The sequence below is a fragment of the Paenibacillus nitricinens genome, from assembly GCF_052056485.1.
Lineage (GTDB): Bacteria > Bacillota > Bacilli > Paenibacillales > Paenibacillaceae > Paenibacillus_AQ > Paenibacillus_AQ nitricinens.
Genome location: NZ_CP183948.1, coordinates 1,322,025 through 1,339,373, shown reverse-complemented (window position 1 = coordinate 1,339,373; position 17,349 = coordinate 1,322,025). Strand labels below are relative to the sequence as shown.

Genomic DNA, 17,349 nt, shown 5'->3' with positions numbered 1-17,349 from the left:
AAAAGCACCGACAATAACCGTGAATACGGTAATTGAACGGTGCTTCCGTTACTATTCCTTTAATTTACAGCTATAGTAGCATATATATAAGAAGGCAGCAATAAGTTTTTTCACACACTAGCTGGATACTATACTCTCATCTTATCTTCGCGCCAGTACTTAATGGCAGACCGAATATCGGCAGGGTTGAGCTTCTCCTTCACCGCCCGGTGACACAGTGCTGGAAACTCATCATCACCCGCATAACGTAGCGCTATAATTTGGGCTATTTCAAGCTCTGGGCTCAAAGCTTCGCCTGTCAGACGGAAATAGCGAAACTGCTCTTCCACTCTCACCACGCGGTCCTGATTTTTCGTCGCATATATACGAATTCTTGTAATCGCAAAAAGTAAGCATAAGGACATTCCGAATAACAGCAATGGCACCGTTAAAGCACCACCATCACGTATCTCTTGAACAGCATAAATCGTCGACCACACAAACGAAATTAGCGCAAGCGGCATCATCACAAAATGAAAAGGCCAATCAAAACGCATAAATCCCTTGGGCTTCCCTTTATTCATAATTCATCTCCATATTTTATATGACTTGTAGAGCGCTTAAAGCTTCGTCTCGCCGGGAATAGCCACGATAAAGGGCTTGTTGCTCTCCCAGTTCAGCGACTTCCCTGATACTTTAGTTGTTCCATCCACATTAACGATTCCGCAAATAATCTGACTACCCCATACACTCGTATAATAATAGGCATAGGATGGCGCTAAAACAGGGGCTTTGCCATATTCCTTCGCAATGGGGTGTCCGAATATCGCGGTAAAATCTTTTTTATCAGCCTCTTTCGAATTGTCCAAATCGGCTTCCCATACGACTGTTCTAATGTTGTCTTTAATCTCATAATACGATACAAAATGCCCATAGATTATGAAATATCCATCAGATCTGCCTTCAGGAAAATAATACGACATAGACAACGCTTCATTATCACCCGTTAATTGAGACGGTTCTCTTTCATCAACCGGCAATTGTAAAGCAGCAATGCGGGAAACTACTAAGTCGTTACTAGTATAATTCTGCAAAAGCTTTGCATTAGCACGTTCCTGAACCCAGACAGTCTTCGTAGCAGCATCTACCGTTACTCTAGCCCCAAGAGCTTCTGCAATAAATCTCAGCGGTACCGTAACTCTTCCATCCATGATTCTAGCAGGTGCTGCCAGTTGCACAGATTCCGAGTTCTTCCACGCCGTTCGAGAACCTACAGCAAGCTTAAGCTTCATAGAGTCTCTAACGATCGTTACTTGCTTTGTACGGGCTTCCCACTGAATAGAAGTATTCTTGAAGCTCTCAAAAGCCTTCAGCGGAACCATCGTCTGTCCGGAAATGATTTGTACACCGTAATTCAGGCTCGAATTATTCACCATAACCCTGAGCTTAGAATCTGCGGATATCGTCCCCATTGTACCTAAAGAAATTAGCATAAGAATTAAAAGATAAAATCCTACCTTTCGCGCCATCCCTTCACCCCTCGCTACATGTCCTTAACCATACCAAATTATGGTTACATTATAACATCTAGCCAAATTGCGGATTACAAAAATCTTTGTTTGATCTCCGGTGTGGGGAGCAGACACTGCTCATCACGCCCGAACCAACGGTAACGATTCCTTGCAACATAGCGGTAAAGGGTATTCCGTATTGGGCGCGGTACTATAATGAAGATATACGCAGCAGGCCAAGGCCATCTCAATCTACGTGCAATTCGCAGTACAGCAGCCGACTCTGTATAATACATACCGTTCTCCAGCAATACAACTGTGTTCAACTGCCCAGGTTGAAGTCCAGCCTCACTCATTAGCTTAGCGGCAATTTCACTTTGTAAAGGCGCGAATAGAAATTTAGCCTTGGGATCACGCGGGATGATGAAACGAATCAAACCTTGGCATAGATGACACACCCCATCGATCAACACAATGGATTTATTTTGCATAATGTTCAGCTCCTCGTTCATAGCTCCCCCTCCCTATAAAGATAAGTGTATCGCATATTTTGGGTAAACAAAAACGCGGGATAGAATCCCGCGCCAACATGTACCGTTCTTTAATTATTCAGCAATTGCCTTTTCAATCCATTGATCACCGATCATTTGTCCTTCGAAATCAGCAGTGAATGCCTCCATGCATTTACAGATGAAATCTTTGCGGCAAATTGGACATGGAGTTTTAAGCAGGCGGCTGATGTTCGTCATTTTCCATTCCGGAAACCGATTATAAAACGCACGGCACTCCGTTCCATCAGCAAGCTTGATAATGAACTCGTACAATCCTTCCTTATCGTTGCTGCTGGCTTTGGTCACATTCGTAATATTCGGTCTGTAAGACATCTTCATCACCCATTATTTAAATTTTTGGTTGTAAATTGCACACGCAACATATTCTCAGATACTTAGACATATTAAAGAATTTTAAGGGTGATGTCAACCAAAGACGGCTAACACGGAAGCTATTTATTGCTCTTTTCTGATCAACACCTTTATTCAGTCATTATTTCCATAAAATATATACAGATACATTTAATTTATGATCATTCATTTTGCTGTGATTTGATAAACCGAATGGGCGTTAATGGTTCATAGAATTTTCTTATTTGGCTCCCCATCATAAATAGTGTACAATTAAATTGTGATAAATTAAAAATAGGAATTCCAAAGGAGGTGGCATCCATGAGTATTTATGATTTTGAGGTCAACACTCTTCGGGGTGCAGAAGAATCATTGTCCAAGTACAAAGGTAAAGTACTCCTTGTTGTAAATACAGCTAGCAAATGCGGGTTTACGCCTCAGTATAAAGGGCTTCAGGAAGTGTATGATAAATTTAAGGATCGCGGATTCGAAGTGCTTGGTTTCCCAAGCAATCAGTTTGCCGGCCAAGAGCCTGGCGAAAGTGATGAAATTGCAGAATACTGCGAGATTAACTATGGGGTAACTTTCCCCATGTTCGAGAAGATTGATGTAAAAGGCGACGAAGCACATCCATTATTCAAATACTTATCTAAGGAAGCTCCTGGTGTTCTAGGCTCAAAAAGCGTGAAATGGAACTTCACCAAGTTCCTGGTGGATCAAGAAGGCCGTGTCCTTAAGCGTTTTGCTCCTAAAACTACTCCTCAGCAGATCGAATCCTATATCTCCAAGCTTCTGAAATAATCCATTCAATAAGAAATTTTGAAAAAGGGTACTGGCCACATCCCTCAGACCACCAGGTGATATGCGGTCAGTGTCCTTTTTGTCATTATCCATTATACGAAAATACAGCTTTCCGATTGCTCGTTAAGCACAAAAAAAGAATCCTTGCATCGCAAGGATTCTTTCATCATTCTATATGCGGTAGAGAGGACTCGAACCTCCACGGGTATACACCCACTACCCCCTCAAGATAGCGTGTCTGCCATTCCACCACTACCGCGCGGTGAGATAAAACTTAAAACTTTGTTTGAGGTCAACATTCATTATTATAAATGTACTTCCCCAAAATGTAAAGGCGTTGATTCAAGAATTTTCGTCGGCCCATTTCTGCTTACGATATTCAGTGAATGCTAAGTATTCTTCAATGAATTTCCTTTCCTCTGGAAGCAATTCATTCGTTCGATCTTCATTCAACTTCACTTCTCCGAAATCATAGTCCTCATTGCTCTCTTTCAATATTTCAGATGTATTTCTACCTAAAATAAGCCAGTCTAGACTTACATGAAAAAAAGCGCTGATCTCAATCAATTTGTGTGTTCCCGGAGTAGACTTGCCCCGCTTCCAATCTCCCATATTACCTGTGCTTATATTTAACTGCTCACAGAATGATTTCTTAGTGAGACCTTTTTGCTTAATCAAATACTCTATACGTTCATATATGGTCTGCATCCATAATCCACCCTTCACAAAAAAATAAAAAAAGACTTATTTAAGTGATTTACCTATTGCAAGATAACGTAAAAAAGTATATAATTGGTGTTACTATGTATTATCCGATTATATCATATGGTTAGAGTGACGATAAGAGGCGACTCAGGTGACAAGTGTCTGATGTAATGCCGTCTGACCCCCTTTATTAGCTTATCATCCTGAAGGATCTCTAGGAGGGAGCGGTGACTTTTGTCAAAGTGCTTATCATCTTCCATTATCCATTCACTTGAATATCTGCCGCACAATGCGGTGGTCATCAACAGCCAAGGCGTTATCCAGTTCACCAACAGGAAGTGGAAGGCATTTAATCATGAATACGGCCTCTCCCCTCAGAAACAATGGATTGGAGCTTATTATTCGGAGCTTATGCAGGATGTGATCCTCGATTCCGATCAATGGGCCAAGCTTTATGATTCGGTGAAAATTATACTCCGCAGAGAGTATCAGATTTATACCTCTGAGTTCTCCATACAAACCACCAATAAAGGAAGCCGTATCTTTCGTTTAGAGATCTATCCTCTTCTGTCAGATGATCACTTAGACAATGCTTTTATAATTTCTCTATATGATTTGGGCGCATTTAAAGAAGGAGCTCAGTTGTCAGGGATCACAAGCATCTGTTCGACCTGTAAGCCAACACAAGACTTAATTCCCATCTGTGCTTCCTGCAAATCCATTCGAAATTCTAAGGATGAATGGATCAACATTGAACATTTTTTAAAACATCAGCTTTCTCTGCAATTCACCCATGATATCTGCCCAGACTGTGTCAGGCAGCTCTATCCCCAATATGCAAGAGCCTTTAAGAACTAAGAACTAATCAACTTGTCTAACCCTATAAAAAAAAGTAAGAAAACCTCTGCGAAGCAAAGGATTTCTTACTTTTTATTTGTATGCGGTAGAGAGGACTCGAACCTCCACGGGTATACACCCACTACCCCCTCAAGATAGCGTGTCTGCCATTCCACCACTACCGCATAATATGACCCGTATGGGATTCGAACCCATGTTACCTCCGTGAAAGGGAGGTGTCTTAACCCCTTGACCAACGGGCCTTAGCAAGGTTGTCTTAACGTGACAACAAAAATTATGATACCAGAAATATAAGGACATGGCAAGCATTTTTTTCATACCACTTCAGCCTGTAGCATTCTTCGATGCTTCAATCCTCTCTATATCCCAATCACGTCTAATCCTTGCCTTGATCTCCTCATAATGTTCCCTGGAGTCGCTGTGTATCTCATGAACATAAAGAAGCTTCCTTCTAGGACCATGATCCTCGTAACGAACAAGTTCAATAGTATGATTCACGCAGCAAGCCCACCAAAGATCAGTCCCGCAAGACCGTTATAATAAGACATATCCCCTTGATGTGACTTTTGCATAGGTGATTGAACGTTCTATTTTCCTAATATCCATGTTCCTCACTCCCGCTAACTAACAAAAAAAGAGCCCTTATAGGCTCTAACTTGTGTGTTCTGTTAAACAGATTTATAACTTAACATACTATTTTGAACCAAAACAAATGCTTTTTCTTACAACTAGATTAAAAGAAAGCTTTACACTTTAACCTTCAATGTCTTCTTTAAACGGGTTGCGAGCAGCTCCATCAGAACGGCTAGGACTAAAATGAAATACGTTATAGCTCCAATCTCTCTCACATCATAGTAAAATGCACTCGCCATAAACATATCATATCCAATACCACCTGCTCCTGCCGCGGCTCCCATAGCTACTGCTACAGCGAAGTTAATCTCCAGTCGCATAAAGGTCCAAGAAATTAAGTATGTTATGGACGAAGGAATCACGGCTTGAAAGACAATCTGCCACCAGCCCGCTCCACTTGCTTTCAACGCCTCAATCACTCCGTTATCCAGCTCTTCAAATGATTCTGAGTACGCTTTTACTAGATAGCTAATGGAATGAAAGGTCATACCGATGACAGCTGCAACACTGCCCAGACCAGCGGCAACAGCGAAGATAAGTACCCATAGTACGGTAGGAACTGCGCGGATAAAAGCAACGACACTTCTTACGATGGTCGACAACAGTGGGGAGGATAAATTACGTGATGCTAATAGTCCCAGAAACAAAGCGATCACAGCGCCAAATAATGTTGTTAGAAATGCAAGCCCTAACGTGATTAGCACCTGGTATAACGCATGACTAAAATTGAAATGATTAATAGAAGGTGAAAAGAACATGGTTCGAAGTGTCTGAAGTGTCGAATCAATGGCTGCTCCGAAGTCCAAATCTTTATAATCAAAGGAGAAAAATCCATACACGGTTAGAAAAGCGAGCACGAGCAATGTCATTATAATCGCAAACGAGCCTTTGTTGAACGGCTTTCTCGGGATCAACTCATCTGGGGAGCGATCATTGTAGTGCTCTCGTTCATAGGGGGCTCGAACAGCTTCTTGAAGTTCCATACTACAAAATCACCCTCCTGACATAGTTGGAGACTGCTTCAATAATAAATATTACGGCTATAATTGCGATCACTACTAGAGAAGCAGAGCTGTAGTTCAAGCTTTTATAATATAAGCTGAATAAAAAGCCAACACCTGTCCCTGTTAATATCCCGATGAGTGTAGCCTGTCTAATATTTGTTTCTATCATAAATAGAATCCAACTAATAAGCTGCGGAATACTGGATGGAATCACCGAATGTACGATAATTGAGAAATAGCTGGCACCTGTCGCTCGTAAAGCTTCCACAGAGCTATTACTAACCTCATCAATAGATTCCATAAAAGCACGGGTTAGAAATCCAAAGGAGCCAAAGAAAAGGGCAAAATACCCTGTCATCACGCTCTGCCCAAAAGAAATCAGTAGGATCATCGACCATGCAGCGACATCAATGTTCCGAAACAAGGTGGCGATCCAGCGGCTCAATAAACTAAATACACCGCCTACACCAGTCGTAGTGGAGCCAAGTATAGCAAAAAAGAAAGCGAATATAGCCGCTACCGTTGTTGCAGCGATCGACACCAGCAAGGTCTCCATTAAGGAATCCAGAATATTAGGTAGCCGCGTCATTGCTTTTGCATTCGGATAAAAGTTGCTAACGGCCCACTCCGCCGCCTTTGGTATAGACGTAAAGCCCTTAACCATATCATATTGTGTAATGATGATTGCAGCCATCGTGATAAGAAAAAGCAATGCACAATAGAGTGACGTGTTTAAACGTTTACGAAGAAAGAACCTATCCTGCATACGTATCCCTTTCTTCCGTCATATATTCATCCAGCTCTGCTCCATAAATGGTTCTCAGCAGTTCATTTGTGATTTCAGATGGAGGGCCATCGTAAACAATCGATCCCTCGTTCACGCCAATAATGCGGTCAGAAAACTTCATAGCTACATCCACCTGATGCAAATTAATAATTACAGTAATCCCCATATCAGAACAAATCCTCCGCAAATACTCCATAATTGTCTTGGAAGCATTTGGATCCAGCGAGGCGATCGGCTCATCACAGAGAAGCAGTTTAGGATTTTGCACTAGTGCCCGTGCAATGCCGACACGTTGCTTTTGTCCTCCGCTCAATTGATCACAGCGCTTATGAACTTGCTCCTGCAGACCAAGAAGGTTCAAGATATGATAGGCCTGCTTCTTCTCTTCCTTCGAATAGAGACCAAGTATGCCTGCCATGGTCGACTTGTAACCCAGTCGGCCATGCAAGACATTCTCAATGACACTTAAACGATTTACGAGATTATAATGTTGAAAGATCATTCCGATTTGAGTTCGAAGCTTCTTTAACTCACTTTTTTTATAATTCATAATATTATCGGTTTCAAACATGATTTCTCCGCTGCTAGCATCGATCATACGGTTAATACAACGAAGGAGAGTGGATTTACCTGCTCCCGAAGGTCCAATAATGGACAGGAACTCTCCTTCTTTCACAGCGAAGTTGACATCAGATAACGCTCTTGTATCCTTGCTGTATTGTTTTGATACGTGCTTGAATTCCAATAACGTTGTCATAGTTAACTCCCTCGTTAGATCAATGTCTTCTTGCTGCCCAATTATTGCGTCAATTCTCTGATCGGATTGAACCATGCATCATCGACGGTTAAGAATTTTTCATTTCCTGATTTTTGCTTGAAAATGCCTGTTTCCTTTGAATCTTTTGGAAGGAAAATTTTCGTATTCTTAGTCACAGCATCAGAGGTAAATAACGTCTCAAGCTTCTTTTGATCTTCTGCGCTTATCGTTTCCGTATTAATTGTAATCGGTGAGTTCAATACCGCTGTTGTAGAAATTAACGAGAATTCCTTACCAATCAAGGTATTGAATGGCTCTGCAGCGCCTTCCTTCACTTTATAAACTGCACCTGGCTTACTGTCTGTTCCGGACTCCAGATCCACATAGTTGGCTACACATGTATCACAAAATGCCGCAACGTCAGCTTTACCAGTCAGCAGGTTAACCGCGGAACCTTGGTGAGAGCCCCCATAAAGTACTTCACTAAAAAATTCATCCTTGCCGCCTTGTAAAAGATCATCGCTCGTAAGGCTCTTGTACTTATCCTGTGTACCAAAATAACCCAATATACCCGCTACTGGAACTTTAAATCCTGAAGTAGAAGAGTTCGAGACAAATGAGAATTTCTTACCCACAATATTATCGATAGCAAATTTGTCACCAGACTTGTAAGCTTCTTCCTCCCCTTTTTCCACGCTTAGCCAGCTGTAATACAAAGCATCATCGAGCGTCCCAGACTCCCCGCTAGGTACCACCAGCGGAAGTACTTTATCGTTCTTGGCATGTGCTTCAACGTATCCTTGTGGTCCCATAAATGACATATCCGCATTGCCATTTGCGATAGCTTCGATCGCGATTATATAGTCGGTTGTTGTTTGATTAATTACTTTTTTCCCTGTAGCATCGCCAATAAGTTTGGAAAATTCATCGCGAGTAGCTTGCAGATCCGCCCCTGATTCATTTGGATACCATACCATGGTGATTGTATCCTTTGATTTCGTTGTTGAATCTGCTGCTCCTGATGCCTCACTATCATTTGAACTGCAACCTGCTACCGTGATGAGTGATAGTGTAAGAATTGTTGATAGTAACATCTTTTTCACTTGAATTTACCCCTCTCAAATCCTAATTTATCTTTCTTAACTCCATTGTATATCTGGAATATTTTCGTGATATATTCTTAATGTTTACTTTATTTAATTAATTTGTAATTTTTTCGTTATTACTTGAAAGACTCATATGCCCACCCTCGATGTGGTACTCTCGATTACAGAGATCATGCATAAATTCAAGATCATGAAAAATCCCCAGCATGGTCGTACCTTCCTTCATTAGCTGTTCAATCAATATCTTCACCTTAAGTTTAGAAGCTTGATCAAGGCTTGCTGTAGGCTCATCCAATAAGAGAAGTCTTGGCCGCTTCACCATCGCTCTAGCAATATTCAAACGAAGCTTTTCACCACCAGAAAATGTAGCTGGATAGCTGTCCCATAAGCTGCGATCCAGTTCAAAGTGCTCCAGCATACGTACGGTTTCTGCTTCAGCGATCTCCTGCTCATGTCCCATTTCCATGATCGCTTCACGAACAAGCTCTCTTGCTGTTGTCCGCGGCATCACATTCAAAAATTGCGAGACATAACCTATCTCAAATTTTCGCAATTCAATGATCATTCGCTCAGAAGCCGTTGTCAGATCAATGACGCCATATTTCGACGAATGGTACCATATGTTGCCCGTATGAGGCAGATATGTACGGTAGATACATTTCAGAATCGTCGACTTGCCGCTTCCGCTCTTGCCAGTAATCCCAACAAACTCTCCTGCTTGTAAATGCAAGTTCACATCCTGTGCAGCCGGAATATGTTTATTCAGATTATGCAATGTAAATGATTTGGACAGATGTTTGATCGATAACAGATGATCCACGTCATCACCACCTTGGATTAAATTCTGTAATTCGTTTTCTGAATCAGCCTGCCATCTACAATTACACCTGTAACTACTGGGAAGTGATCTGGCTCCAGTCGTTCGATAATCAGTAAATCGGCCTTTTTGCCTACCGTTATGGAGCCGTAATCCTCTGCGATATTCACCGCTTGAGCTGGATGCAAGGTTACTAGCTTAAACATCTCTACTAAATCCAGTGGAAAAGAGCCTGCGAGCTGGAACACAGCATGGAGCATAGAAGCTGGATAATAGTCACTACATAGAATATCGATGCAACCATCCTGCACGGCTTCCGTTGCAGATAAATTACCGGTATGTGAGCCGCCAAGGATGACGTTCGGCGCACCTGCTACCGTGAATAACCCCATTTCTTTAGCCTTGCGAGCAATCTCCAACGTGATGGGAAACTCACTGATCGCCGTCCCGAAGCTCTTCACAAGATCTAACTTTTCCAGTGAATCATCATCATGCGAGGCGATTGCTATGTTTCTCGCACTTGCGAGCTCTGCAATTTCCCGAATCACATCAACAGTCATTTTCTCCTTCGTCTGATGATTCTCGATCAGTACCGCAATCCGATCATCTGATAGGGTATCGTAGCCAAGAACCGTTGTCTTGTACACTTCCAGATCACGATATTGACCTTGACCAGGGGTATGATCCATGAAGGAAACAAGATGCACTTTTTCTTCTTCAATGTAGCTTTTCAAATTATCAACTTGGTCGATATTATCAATCTCAAAACGAGCATGGAACCGATGACGAACCAAGTGCTTACGGGTATGTGTGCTATCAATTAAATCAATCAGCTTGCGTACATTTTCCGGCTCTCGAATTGGGCGATATTTGTAATCGGCAGATTTAAATATCGACAAGGAATGGTACATTGTCGTAATCCCATGGCCGATGAGTTCTTTTTCTGTCTCCCGTAGCCCAATCTGGAAATCTATCAGTGAAGTAGGTCTAGGTGCTGTCATATGTTCGATATAATCGGAATGAATGTCGATCATGCCAGGTGTTATATAACCTCCGTTTGCATCGACAACTTCCATATCCACATCTGGTGTCACCTCTCCGCGAGGGATAATCTGAGCAATCCGATCTTCATGGATGAGCAAATCATAATCAACTAGTAGGGCTTCATCCGTAATAATTGTTCCGTTTGTTATTAATAACATCAGATGACCTCCTCCTGAGAAATCTCTATAATAATGAATGGACAAGCTGTTGCGTATAGGCGTGCTGCGGATCTTCAAGTATTTGATCCGTTAAGCCTTGTTCCACGATTCTGCCATCTAACATCACCATCGTTCGATCTGCTAGCATACGGATAACACCAAGATCATGCGATACGAGAAGTATGCTGATCTTCAGTTCACGCTGCAGATGCTTTATCAAGTCCAGCACATTCGCTTGGACAGATAAATCCAGTCCCGTTGTTACTTCATCTAACAGCAGAATGGGAGGATTATTGGATAGCGCCTTGGCGATTTGTACCCGCTGCTGCATCCCTCCGGAGAAATTCTTGGGTGCTTCCTTCATCCTTGCAAGGGGAATATGAACACGTTCCAGCAGCTCGCCACCACGATTCTCCATCATCGCAACGTTGCGGTTGCCCGCTGCAATCATCTTCTCGGCAATATTGCCGATGGACGAGAACTTCATCCGAAGTCCTAGTACCGGATTCTGATAGACTTTTCCCATCAGATGATTACGTATAAATTTCTTCTGTTGAGAGGACTCCATGAAAATATTTCGCAGCCCCTCCTTATATTGATGAATCTGCCCTTCGCCTGATGTAACCTCTTCATCGAAGTATAAACAGCGCATCAATGTCGACTTTCCACTTCCACTCTCCCCTACAATCCCTAACACTTCTCCAGGGTATAAATCGAAGGAAATATCCTGACAGCCATACACCGTGCCACAAGTGCGGCAGAAGTTTTTTTCTAATTGACGATCCTCTGGTTGACTGCACCGATTACAGCCTGGGCCAAATTGCTTATTGAGATGCTTCACGGTCATGATAGGTTTATCTTGCTGACACTGAGCAATCATGAGATCACCTCTTTTAACACTTTGTTCTCAGCCTGCTGATTCAAGCGATCTAGGCAGTAGCTCGTATCATTACATTGATAGTAGGTTTCGTCCGCTTCCTGGTCATACAGCTCATCCATAAATGTATCCTCGGCTCCGCATATTTTGCAGCTATGCCCATTGAACGTCTCAGGCTCAAACGGGACATCGTCAAAAGCCATTGAAACCACTTTTGTATAGGGTGGGACTGCATAAATCTTCTTCTCTCGACCTGCTCCAAGCAGGATCAGTGCATCCGAATGATGCAGCTTCGGATTATCGAATTTAGGAATGGGACTTGGTGCCATGACATAACGATCTTGCACGCTAACGGGATGATCTGCACCTGTAGAAACGGACCGGTACTTCATAATTTGCTCGAACAACATTAACCAAGCACCGCTATAGTCATTCTCCCCATGCAGACGCTTCGTCTTTAGCTCACTGGATTCATACATCCGCAGCGGCTCCGGCATCGGAACCTGAAGCACCAGAATTTGATTTGATTTGAGGGGAATCTCTGGAATACGATGGCGAGATTGAATGAGTGTAGCTGCTTCTGTATCCTCTACGGATGGAACTCCTGTCGTTCGGTCGATCAGCTTCTTGATACTAACGGCATTCACAGATTCATCCGAGCCTTGGTCAATAACCTTCAGAACATCGTTTTTTCCAATTAACGACAGTGTGAGCTGCAATCCTCCCGTTCCCCAACCCCGACCGACAGGCAGCTCCCGCGAAGCAAACGGCACCTGGTATCCAGGAATCGCTATGGCTTTTAATGTCGCTCTTCGAATTTCGCGCTTTGACCCTTCATCAAGAAATGCAAAGTTATATTGGATTCGCATGGCCTATCCCTCCCTACGCGTCTTGCGCACATCGTTCAGCTTTGCCTGGAATGTAACATAGTGCGGCATTTTCAAATGCGAGATAAAGCCGGTTGATTCTACAGAATCGATATGAAATAGAACGAATTCCTCGTTCTGCGTTGGTATGGTTTTATCACCTTGCTCAAGACTTTTGTCCAAGATGCTCATCGCGATCGCTTTCGTTTCATTCTGTCCATAACACAATCCATAGCCGAACTCTAAGTTTAATTCCTTCTTCCCGTTTTCCCGTTCGACCATGGCAGGAACAAGCATCTCCACTTCTGTCACCTTGATATCCCCGATAAAATAACTATCACCCTCATTATCTGAAGGATACAGCGGGCTATCGATGTATACCGGAAGCAACCCAACGCGGAGCTCTCCGACGGTGGGATGCACCATACCATAGCCTCGAATGACAGCATAAGCGAGTGACGTAAGAGCCCCTGTCTGCCCACGGGTCAAGATTTGGAGCTTCTCACTGCGGCTTGCAGGAAATGTTAAGCTCGTTCGGGTAACATCGTCTGGTTCACTGAAGTCGGTGGGACAGTCAGCAATCAGACCTTCTTGGCGCAGGTAATCCAGCACTTTCGGGACAGAACCGACTTGTGAAGTGATTTCCTGCTCGTCGCCAATCACCCGATCTTGGTTGAATTCCTGGAGCCAATGTTCAACCGTTATCTCCGTCTCATCCATCAGGTCAAAATCCAATAAGCGATGAGAGTAATCTGTAGATGCGCCTAAAATCTGCCCGCCAGGGATATCCTTAAACGAAGCCGAAATTCGTCTTTCGACACGCATCTCATCTGAACTTACGTCTTTTGAATAATGCTTACGAGGCAAGGTCGAGCGATAGGCTCGCAGTAGGAAAACAGCTTCCTCCGGGCTACCTTCCGCTTGCTTAATGGCAAGCGCTGCAAGCTCCTCGCTATATAAGCTACTCTCCGACATCACTTGGTCAACAAGACCACGCATGCCTGCTTTTATGGCTTCAACCTTTAGTACCTTGCCACTACGTAATCGCTCATACTGCAGTCGTAGTAACGATTGTTCAATGGCCTCCGTACCACCTTTCACTGCTACGTAACCCATATGGCTATACCTCCTCTTTCACGACCTGTGTCGTTCTTGGTAAGGCAAGAACTCTATGGTCTACATCTGTAAACAGAAGATCTACACCTAACGGAAACTCACTGTTACGATCAGCACGAAGTTCAACCCAATCTTCTCTCATATTCATAGCTATGGAAGCTGTAGTCAGGATTCCAGGACCTGATAGACGCAATGTTGTACCACCGAATAAATCCTCTACTTCAAAAATGATCGTGGCTGCCGCATGAGGATCAATCAACTCACCGACTTTCGCCGCTTGTATCGTTTCAAGCCAGGCACCAGAAACAGCATCCTCCAGCACAAAAATATAATCTGCCGCTTCAATGGCCGCTTCCTTTGCATAGGTCATTTGGCTAAATAAGCTAGTTATCTCTGCTGCTCGCGAAGAAACAATGCTGAAGGTAACTTCTGTATCTAGCAGGGTGCGAGCGATCAATTGAGTACTGGGAAACACGCCTTGATTATCCAGCTTCTCAGCCTCTTGCGAGAGATCTGTGATCGTACCTGGTCTTGACATGCTGTGAACTAATTTGCGGTATACTGATTGAATATCATGAACCATATCGAGCATCATATATGTTCTCCCTTCGGATCTCATTCTGAGTCGGTGTCCATCGTCTCAAAATCTACTTTCGTTCGCATTACTTTAGCGTGTTCTGCTAGATAGGCTTGTTCAAGAAGGGCATGTTCCATATATAGCTTGGCAGACCATGCCGCTGTCTCCACTAATTCAGCCGCATAAGCCGCTTCAATTACAGCAAGGTCATACGATTTTTCAGGCTCGTCACCCTTAATAAGTCCTACACCCATTTTCCCGGCAATCTGGACCTTACACTCCGTAACTAGCACCTCACCCAAATAAAACAGGCTTTTCTTAGCTGTTTCTCTGACCTTTACCATTACTAGACCATGATTAGGTTCCTCAATTAGGTCAATTTCGTAACGGCCTTTGATCTCATCAGCCAGAACAGCTGCTAGATTAGATGAGCTATTAATTAATGTTTCAGTTCGTTGTCTACGGTTCATTTACGTACCTCCTTCTTTGCTACAGCTCATACGTGAACATATCTCCGCGATACATAATTCTGCTGCATTCAATCATCCGGCCCGTTTCCTTATCCCTGCACTCTGAATTCAGGACTAGCAAGGGAATCAAGCTAGAGCAGGCTAGAAGCTCACGTTCATACTTGATCGGATATGTGATACTTAATATGGATTCTGATAATTGGAAATCTGTATATCCATGTCGTTCATAAAATTCGAACATGGAAGATATCTCCCGACCTACATGTTCAATGTTCGGAAATAGCGATTCCGCCACATAAGAGATATGAAGCGCGACGGGGCAACCATCGATCTTGCGCAATCGCCCTATTTTGAATACACGATCTCCATCACCAATGCCAAGTGTTGCTTCGATCTTATGATTCGACTCCACAGGTTCACAGAATATGTTCATGGATTCATAATTGAATCCGAGCTCGATCATCTTCTTACTGAAGCTTTTGCCACCTGAGAGAGCGAGGGGAATGCGCAGTTTTCTATCCCGAACAAAACTTCCCTTCCCCTGCATGGAATAAATAAGCCCCAGCTCCTGCAATCGTTCGTACGCTTTCCGAGCAGTCATACGTGGAACCTTGAACTGTTCTGCAAGTTCATGCTCAGATGGCAATTTATCGCCAGACACATACTCGCCTGATTGAATAGAAGCTACCAAATAATCAACAATATCCATTTCTTCAGACATTCTGATCACCCCCACAGCAGTAATGACTTGCGTTCCTTCAGTGCAATCACAACTGCAGCGTCAGGACTTTTACTGCCAAGTGTGATAGGATTTTCACCATAGAAGCCATGAAAATCTGTCCCTCCGGTCATGATCAGGTTATATTTCAATGCCAGTGCCTGTGCCTGAAGCTCATCTTCCTCTCCATGCAGTGGATGCCATACCTCAATCCCTTGTAAACCAGCCTGCACAAGCTCATCTACAGCTTCAAAGCTCTGGTATTGACCCGGATGCGCTAGTACAGGAACACCACCTGCCTGAATAATGGTTCGAACTGCATCTCTCGCATCGACATATTCTGTTGGAATATAGGCAATGCCAGGCTGCTCCCCTCGCTGCCCTCGTGAGAAAAGCTTTTTATATAAGTCGCCATAAATTCGATCCGTATATCCTTGATCAATCAGCGCATGCATAATATGCTGCTTATACACTCCCGTTCCACCCGCGGCATAGTTCAGCACATCCTCCCAGCAGATGTTATATCCTGCTTCGATTAACCGTTCAGTTGCCAAACGACAGCCTTCATGACGCCGTAAAAGTAAAGGTCTACATAGAACATCAATAGCTTCGTGATCCTGTTCAATAAAATAGCCAAGAATATGAACTCGACGTTGACGTTCAGCATCATAGCCTGATATTTCAATACCTGGGATAAATTCGATGCCATGTGCTCTGCACATCTCGTCCATCTCAGCTAGTCCCTGTGTTGTATCATGGTTGGTAACAGCCAGATGTCCAATTCCCTCTTGAACAGCAAGCTCCAGCAGCTCTGCAAAATGAAGTGAACCATCCGACATTCTCGTGTGACAGTGCAGCTCAACTTTCATAGCTTCCTCCTTCAATTTACTTCTTGAGCCCATTCTAACTTGATGCCAAGTAGCAAGGGTCATGGCAGTGTAAGCGGGACGTTAAGAATTGTAATCATTTAGACATAAAAAAGAGCAAGCCCAGGATGATACTCTGGACTTGCTCTACTCTTCATTTATTACCAACCAGCTATTTTTTATATATGTAATCAATAAATCCTTGGCGTATCCATTCACCTTCGAACTTTCTTTCCAGCACTCGATCTTCCTTATATATTAATTGCATATCATCAAACATAGAATCTGCCTCATGATAATCATAATAAGAGTGTATTACTAATTCATCATCTTCCATTTGTTCATACTGATGTTCTCCTAAATCAACGCCATCACCCACTCGAAAATCTTTAAGGGTAAGAAAATTAACAAATAATAATCCCCCTGATTTTAGCACCCGTTTCATTTCATTTATCGCTTCTTTTACATCTGTTTTTCTCATATGAAAAATAGAGTTATAAGAATACACAAAACTTATAGACTCATCGCTTATTGCCAACTCTCTCATGTTGCCTTGTTGTATGTTTAAAGTCTGGCCTCTTTCTGCTGCGAACTGATTCGCTCTTTTGAGTTGTCCGACATTCATCTCTATTCCATAAGTAGCGTATCCATAATTTGCAAACAAACTTAGTGGAGGAGTATCCCCTCCTGCCCCACAATCTAATATAGTCTTTTTCATGCCACTTTCATTACATAATGCCAAAAATCTGTACAAGGGTATTTGCTTAAAAAGCTCCATGTCTTTCTGCTCCTTTGAT

21 protein-coding genes and 3 tRNA genes are annotated in these 17,349 nt (G+C 43.0%); 2 read left to right on the top strand and 22 right to left on the bottom strand.

Annotated features, from left to right (window positions below; translation table 11 throughout):
* Positions 1-128: 128 nt before the first annotated feature.
* The 4 genes from ACN6KS_RS05985 to ACN6KS_RS05970 all read right to left on the bottom strand — a co-directional run bounded on the left by ACN6KS_RS05985 (position 129) and on the right by ACN6KS_RS05970 (position 2,374).
* Positions 129-563 (bottom strand): DUF6526 family protein, encoded by a 435-nt coding sequence (locus ACN6KS_RS05985; RefSeq protein WP_440961573.1) that lies wholly within the window; start codon positions 561-563, stop codon positions 129-131.
* Between the two features lie 36 nt (positions 564-599).
* Positions 600-1,508, bottom strand: coding sequence for a copper amine oxidase N-terminal domain-containing protein (locus ACN6KS_RS05980; protein ID WP_440961572.1), 909 nt, complete (start codon positions 1,506-1,508; stop codon positions 600-602).
* A 74-nt stretch (positions 1,509-1,582) separates the two neighbouring features.
* Entirely contained in the window at positions 1,583-2,002 is a 420-nt protein-coding gene (locus ACN6KS_RS05975; RefSeq protein ID WP_094870678.1) for a thiol-disulfide oxidoreductase DCC family protein, read from the bottom strand.
* A 93-nt stretch (positions 2,003-2,095) separates the two neighbouring features.
* Positions 2,096-2,374, bottom strand: a complete 279-nt coding sequence (locus tag ACN6KS_RS05970; RefSeq protein ID WP_042124803.1) for a hypothetical protein — start codon at positions 2,372-2,374, stop codon at positions 2,096-2,098.
* A 339-nt stretch (positions 2,375-2,713) separates the two neighbouring features.
* Here ACN6KS_RS05970 and ACN6KS_RS05965 point away from each other — a divergent pair, with 339 nt between their 5' ends.
* The gene (locus ACN6KS_RS05965; protein ID WP_094870679.1) at positions 2,714-3,193 is read left to right on the top strand and encodes a glutathione peroxidase; all 480 of its coding nucleotides are present in this window, start codon (positions 2,714-2,716) and stop codon (positions 3,191-3,193) included.
* Positions 3,194-3,369: 176 nt separating this feature from the next.
* On the opposite strand, the gene ACN6KS_RS05960 is transcribed toward ACN6KS_RS05965, so the two are convergent.
* Both ACN6KS_RS05960 and ACN6KS_RS05955 read right to left on the bottom strand, forming a co-directional pair.
* Positions 3,370-3,452, bottom strand: a tRNA-Leu gene (locus ACN6KS_RS05960).
* An 83-nt stretch (positions 3,453-3,535) separates the two neighbouring features.
* The gene (locus ACN6KS_RS05955) at positions 3,536-3,901 is read right to left on the bottom strand and encodes a helix-turn-helix domain-containing protein (protein WP_094874825.1); all 366 of its coding nucleotides are present in this window, start codon (positions 3,899-3,901) and stop codon (positions 3,536-3,538) included.
* Between the two features lie 231 nt (positions 3,902-4,132).
* Here ACN6KS_RS05955 and ACN6KS_RS05950 point away from each other — a divergent pair, with 231 nt between their 5' ends.
* Positions 4,133-4,756: a hypothetical protein gene (locus tag ACN6KS_RS05950; protein WP_440961571.1), complete on the top strand. Its 624-nt coding sequence runs from the start codon at positions 4,133-4,135 to the stop codon at positions 4,754-4,756.
* 81 nt (positions 4,757-4,837) lie between these two features.
* Here ACN6KS_RS05950 and ACN6KS_RS05945 read toward each other — a convergent pair.
* The 16 genes from ACN6KS_RS05945 to ACN6KS_RS05870 form a co-directional block, all read right to left on the bottom strand.
* Positions 4,838-4,920, bottom strand: a tRNA-Leu gene (locus ACN6KS_RS05945).
* 6 nt (positions 4,921-4,926) lie between these two features.
* Positions 4,927-4,998: transfer RNA gene (locus tag ACN6KS_RS05940), tRNA-Glu, on the bottom strand.
* 504 nt (positions 4,999-5,502) lie between these two features.
* Positions 5,503-6,372 (bottom strand): PhnE/PtxC family ABC transporter permease, encoded by an 870-nt coding sequence (locus ACN6KS_RS05935; protein ID WP_094874577.1) that lies wholly within the window; start codon positions 6,370-6,372, stop codon positions 5,503-5,505.
* Between the two features lies 1 nt (position 6,373).
* A complete protein-coding gene (locus ACN6KS_RS05930; RefSeq protein ID WP_094874578.1) occupies positions 6,374-7,159 on the bottom strand; it encodes an ABC transporter permease subunit in 786 nt (261 codons plus the stop codon).
* The gene (gene phnC, locus ACN6KS_RS05925; protein WP_094874579.1) at positions 7,149-7,937 is read right to left on the bottom strand and encodes a phosphonate ABC transporter ATP-binding protein; all 789 of its coding nucleotides are present in this window, start codon (positions 7,935-7,937) and stop codon (positions 7,149-7,151) included. Before phnC ends, ACN6KS_RS05930 begins: the two co-directional genes overlap by 11 nt.
* A gap of 41 nt (positions 7,938-7,978) precedes the next feature.
* Positions 7,979-9,040: a PhnD/SsuA/transferrin family substrate-binding protein gene (locus ACN6KS_RS05920; RefSeq protein WP_440961570.1), complete on the bottom strand. Its 1,062-nt coding sequence runs from the start codon at positions 9,038-9,040 to the stop codon at positions 7,979-7,981.
* A 97-nt stretch (positions 9,041-9,137) separates the two neighbouring features.
* Positions 9,138-9,863: a phosphonate C-P lyase system protein PhnL gene (locus ACN6KS_RS05915; RefSeq protein ID WP_094874580.1), complete on the bottom strand. Its 726-nt coding sequence runs from the start codon at positions 9,861-9,863 to the stop codon at positions 9,138-9,140.
* 17 nt (positions 9,864-9,880) lie between these two features.
* Entirely contained in the window at positions 9,881-11,062 is a 1,182-nt protein-coding gene (phnM, locus tag ACN6KS_RS05910; RefSeq protein WP_341133920.1) for a phosphonate metabolism protein PhnM, read from the bottom strand.
* 25 nt (positions 11,063-11,087) lie between these two features.
* Positions 11,088-11,942 (bottom strand): ATP-binding cassette domain-containing protein, encoded by an 855-nt coding sequence (locus ACN6KS_RS05905; protein ID WP_440961569.1) that lies wholly within the window; start codon positions 11,940-11,942, stop codon positions 11,088-11,090.
* Positions 11,939-12,808: an alpha-D-ribose 1-methylphosphonate 5-phosphate C-P-lyase PhnJ gene (locus ACN6KS_RS05900; protein ID WP_440961568.1), complete on the bottom strand. Its 870-nt coding sequence runs from the start codon at positions 12,806-12,808 to the stop codon at positions 11,939-11,941. Before ACN6KS_RS05900 ends, ACN6KS_RS05905 begins: the two co-directional genes overlap by 4 nt.
* Positions 12,809-12,811: 3 nt before the next feature.
* The gene (locus ACN6KS_RS05895) at positions 12,812-13,921 is read right to left on the bottom strand and encodes a carbon-phosphorus lyase complex subunit PhnI (protein WP_440961567.1); all 1,110 of its coding nucleotides are present in this window, start codon (positions 13,919-13,921) and stop codon (positions 12,812-12,814) included.
* 4 nt (positions 13,922-13,925) lie between these two features.
* On the bottom strand, positions 13,926-14,516 hold the full coding sequence (gene phnH / locus ACN6KS_RS05890) for a phosphonate C-P lyase system protein PhnH (RefSeq protein ID WP_440961566.1): 591 nt from the start codon (positions 14,514-14,516) through the stop codon (positions 13,926-13,928).
* A 20-nt stretch (positions 14,517-14,536) separates the two neighbouring features.
* The gene (gene phnG / locus ACN6KS_RS05885; RefSeq protein WP_440961565.1) at positions 14,537-14,968 is read right to left on the bottom strand and encodes a phosphonate C-P lyase system protein PhnG; all 432 of its coding nucleotides are present in this window, start codon (positions 14,966-14,968) and stop codon (positions 14,537-14,539) included.
* A gap of 19 nt (positions 14,969-14,987) precedes the next feature.
* Complete coding sequence (locus ACN6KS_RS05880) at positions 14,988-15,689, bottom strand: GntR family transcriptional regulator (RefSeq protein ID WP_094874587.1); 702 nt, start codon at positions 15,687-15,689, stop codon at positions 14,988-14,990.
* A gap of 5 nt (positions 15,690-15,694) precedes the next feature.
* Positions 15,695-16,555 (bottom strand): PHP domain-containing protein, encoded by an 861-nt coding sequence (locus ACN6KS_RS05875; protein ID WP_440961564.1) that lies wholly within the window; start codon positions 16,553-16,555, stop codon positions 15,695-15,697.
* A 169-nt stretch (positions 16,556-16,724) separates the two neighbouring features.
* Positions 16,725-17,330 carry a class I SAM-dependent methyltransferase gene (locus ACN6KS_RS05870; protein WP_094874589.1) on the bottom strand — a complete coding sequence of 202 codons (606 nt, stop codon included), beginning with the start codon at positions 17,328-17,330 and terminating at the stop codon, positions 16,725-16,727.
* Positions 17,331-17,349 lie beyond the last annotated feature (19 nt).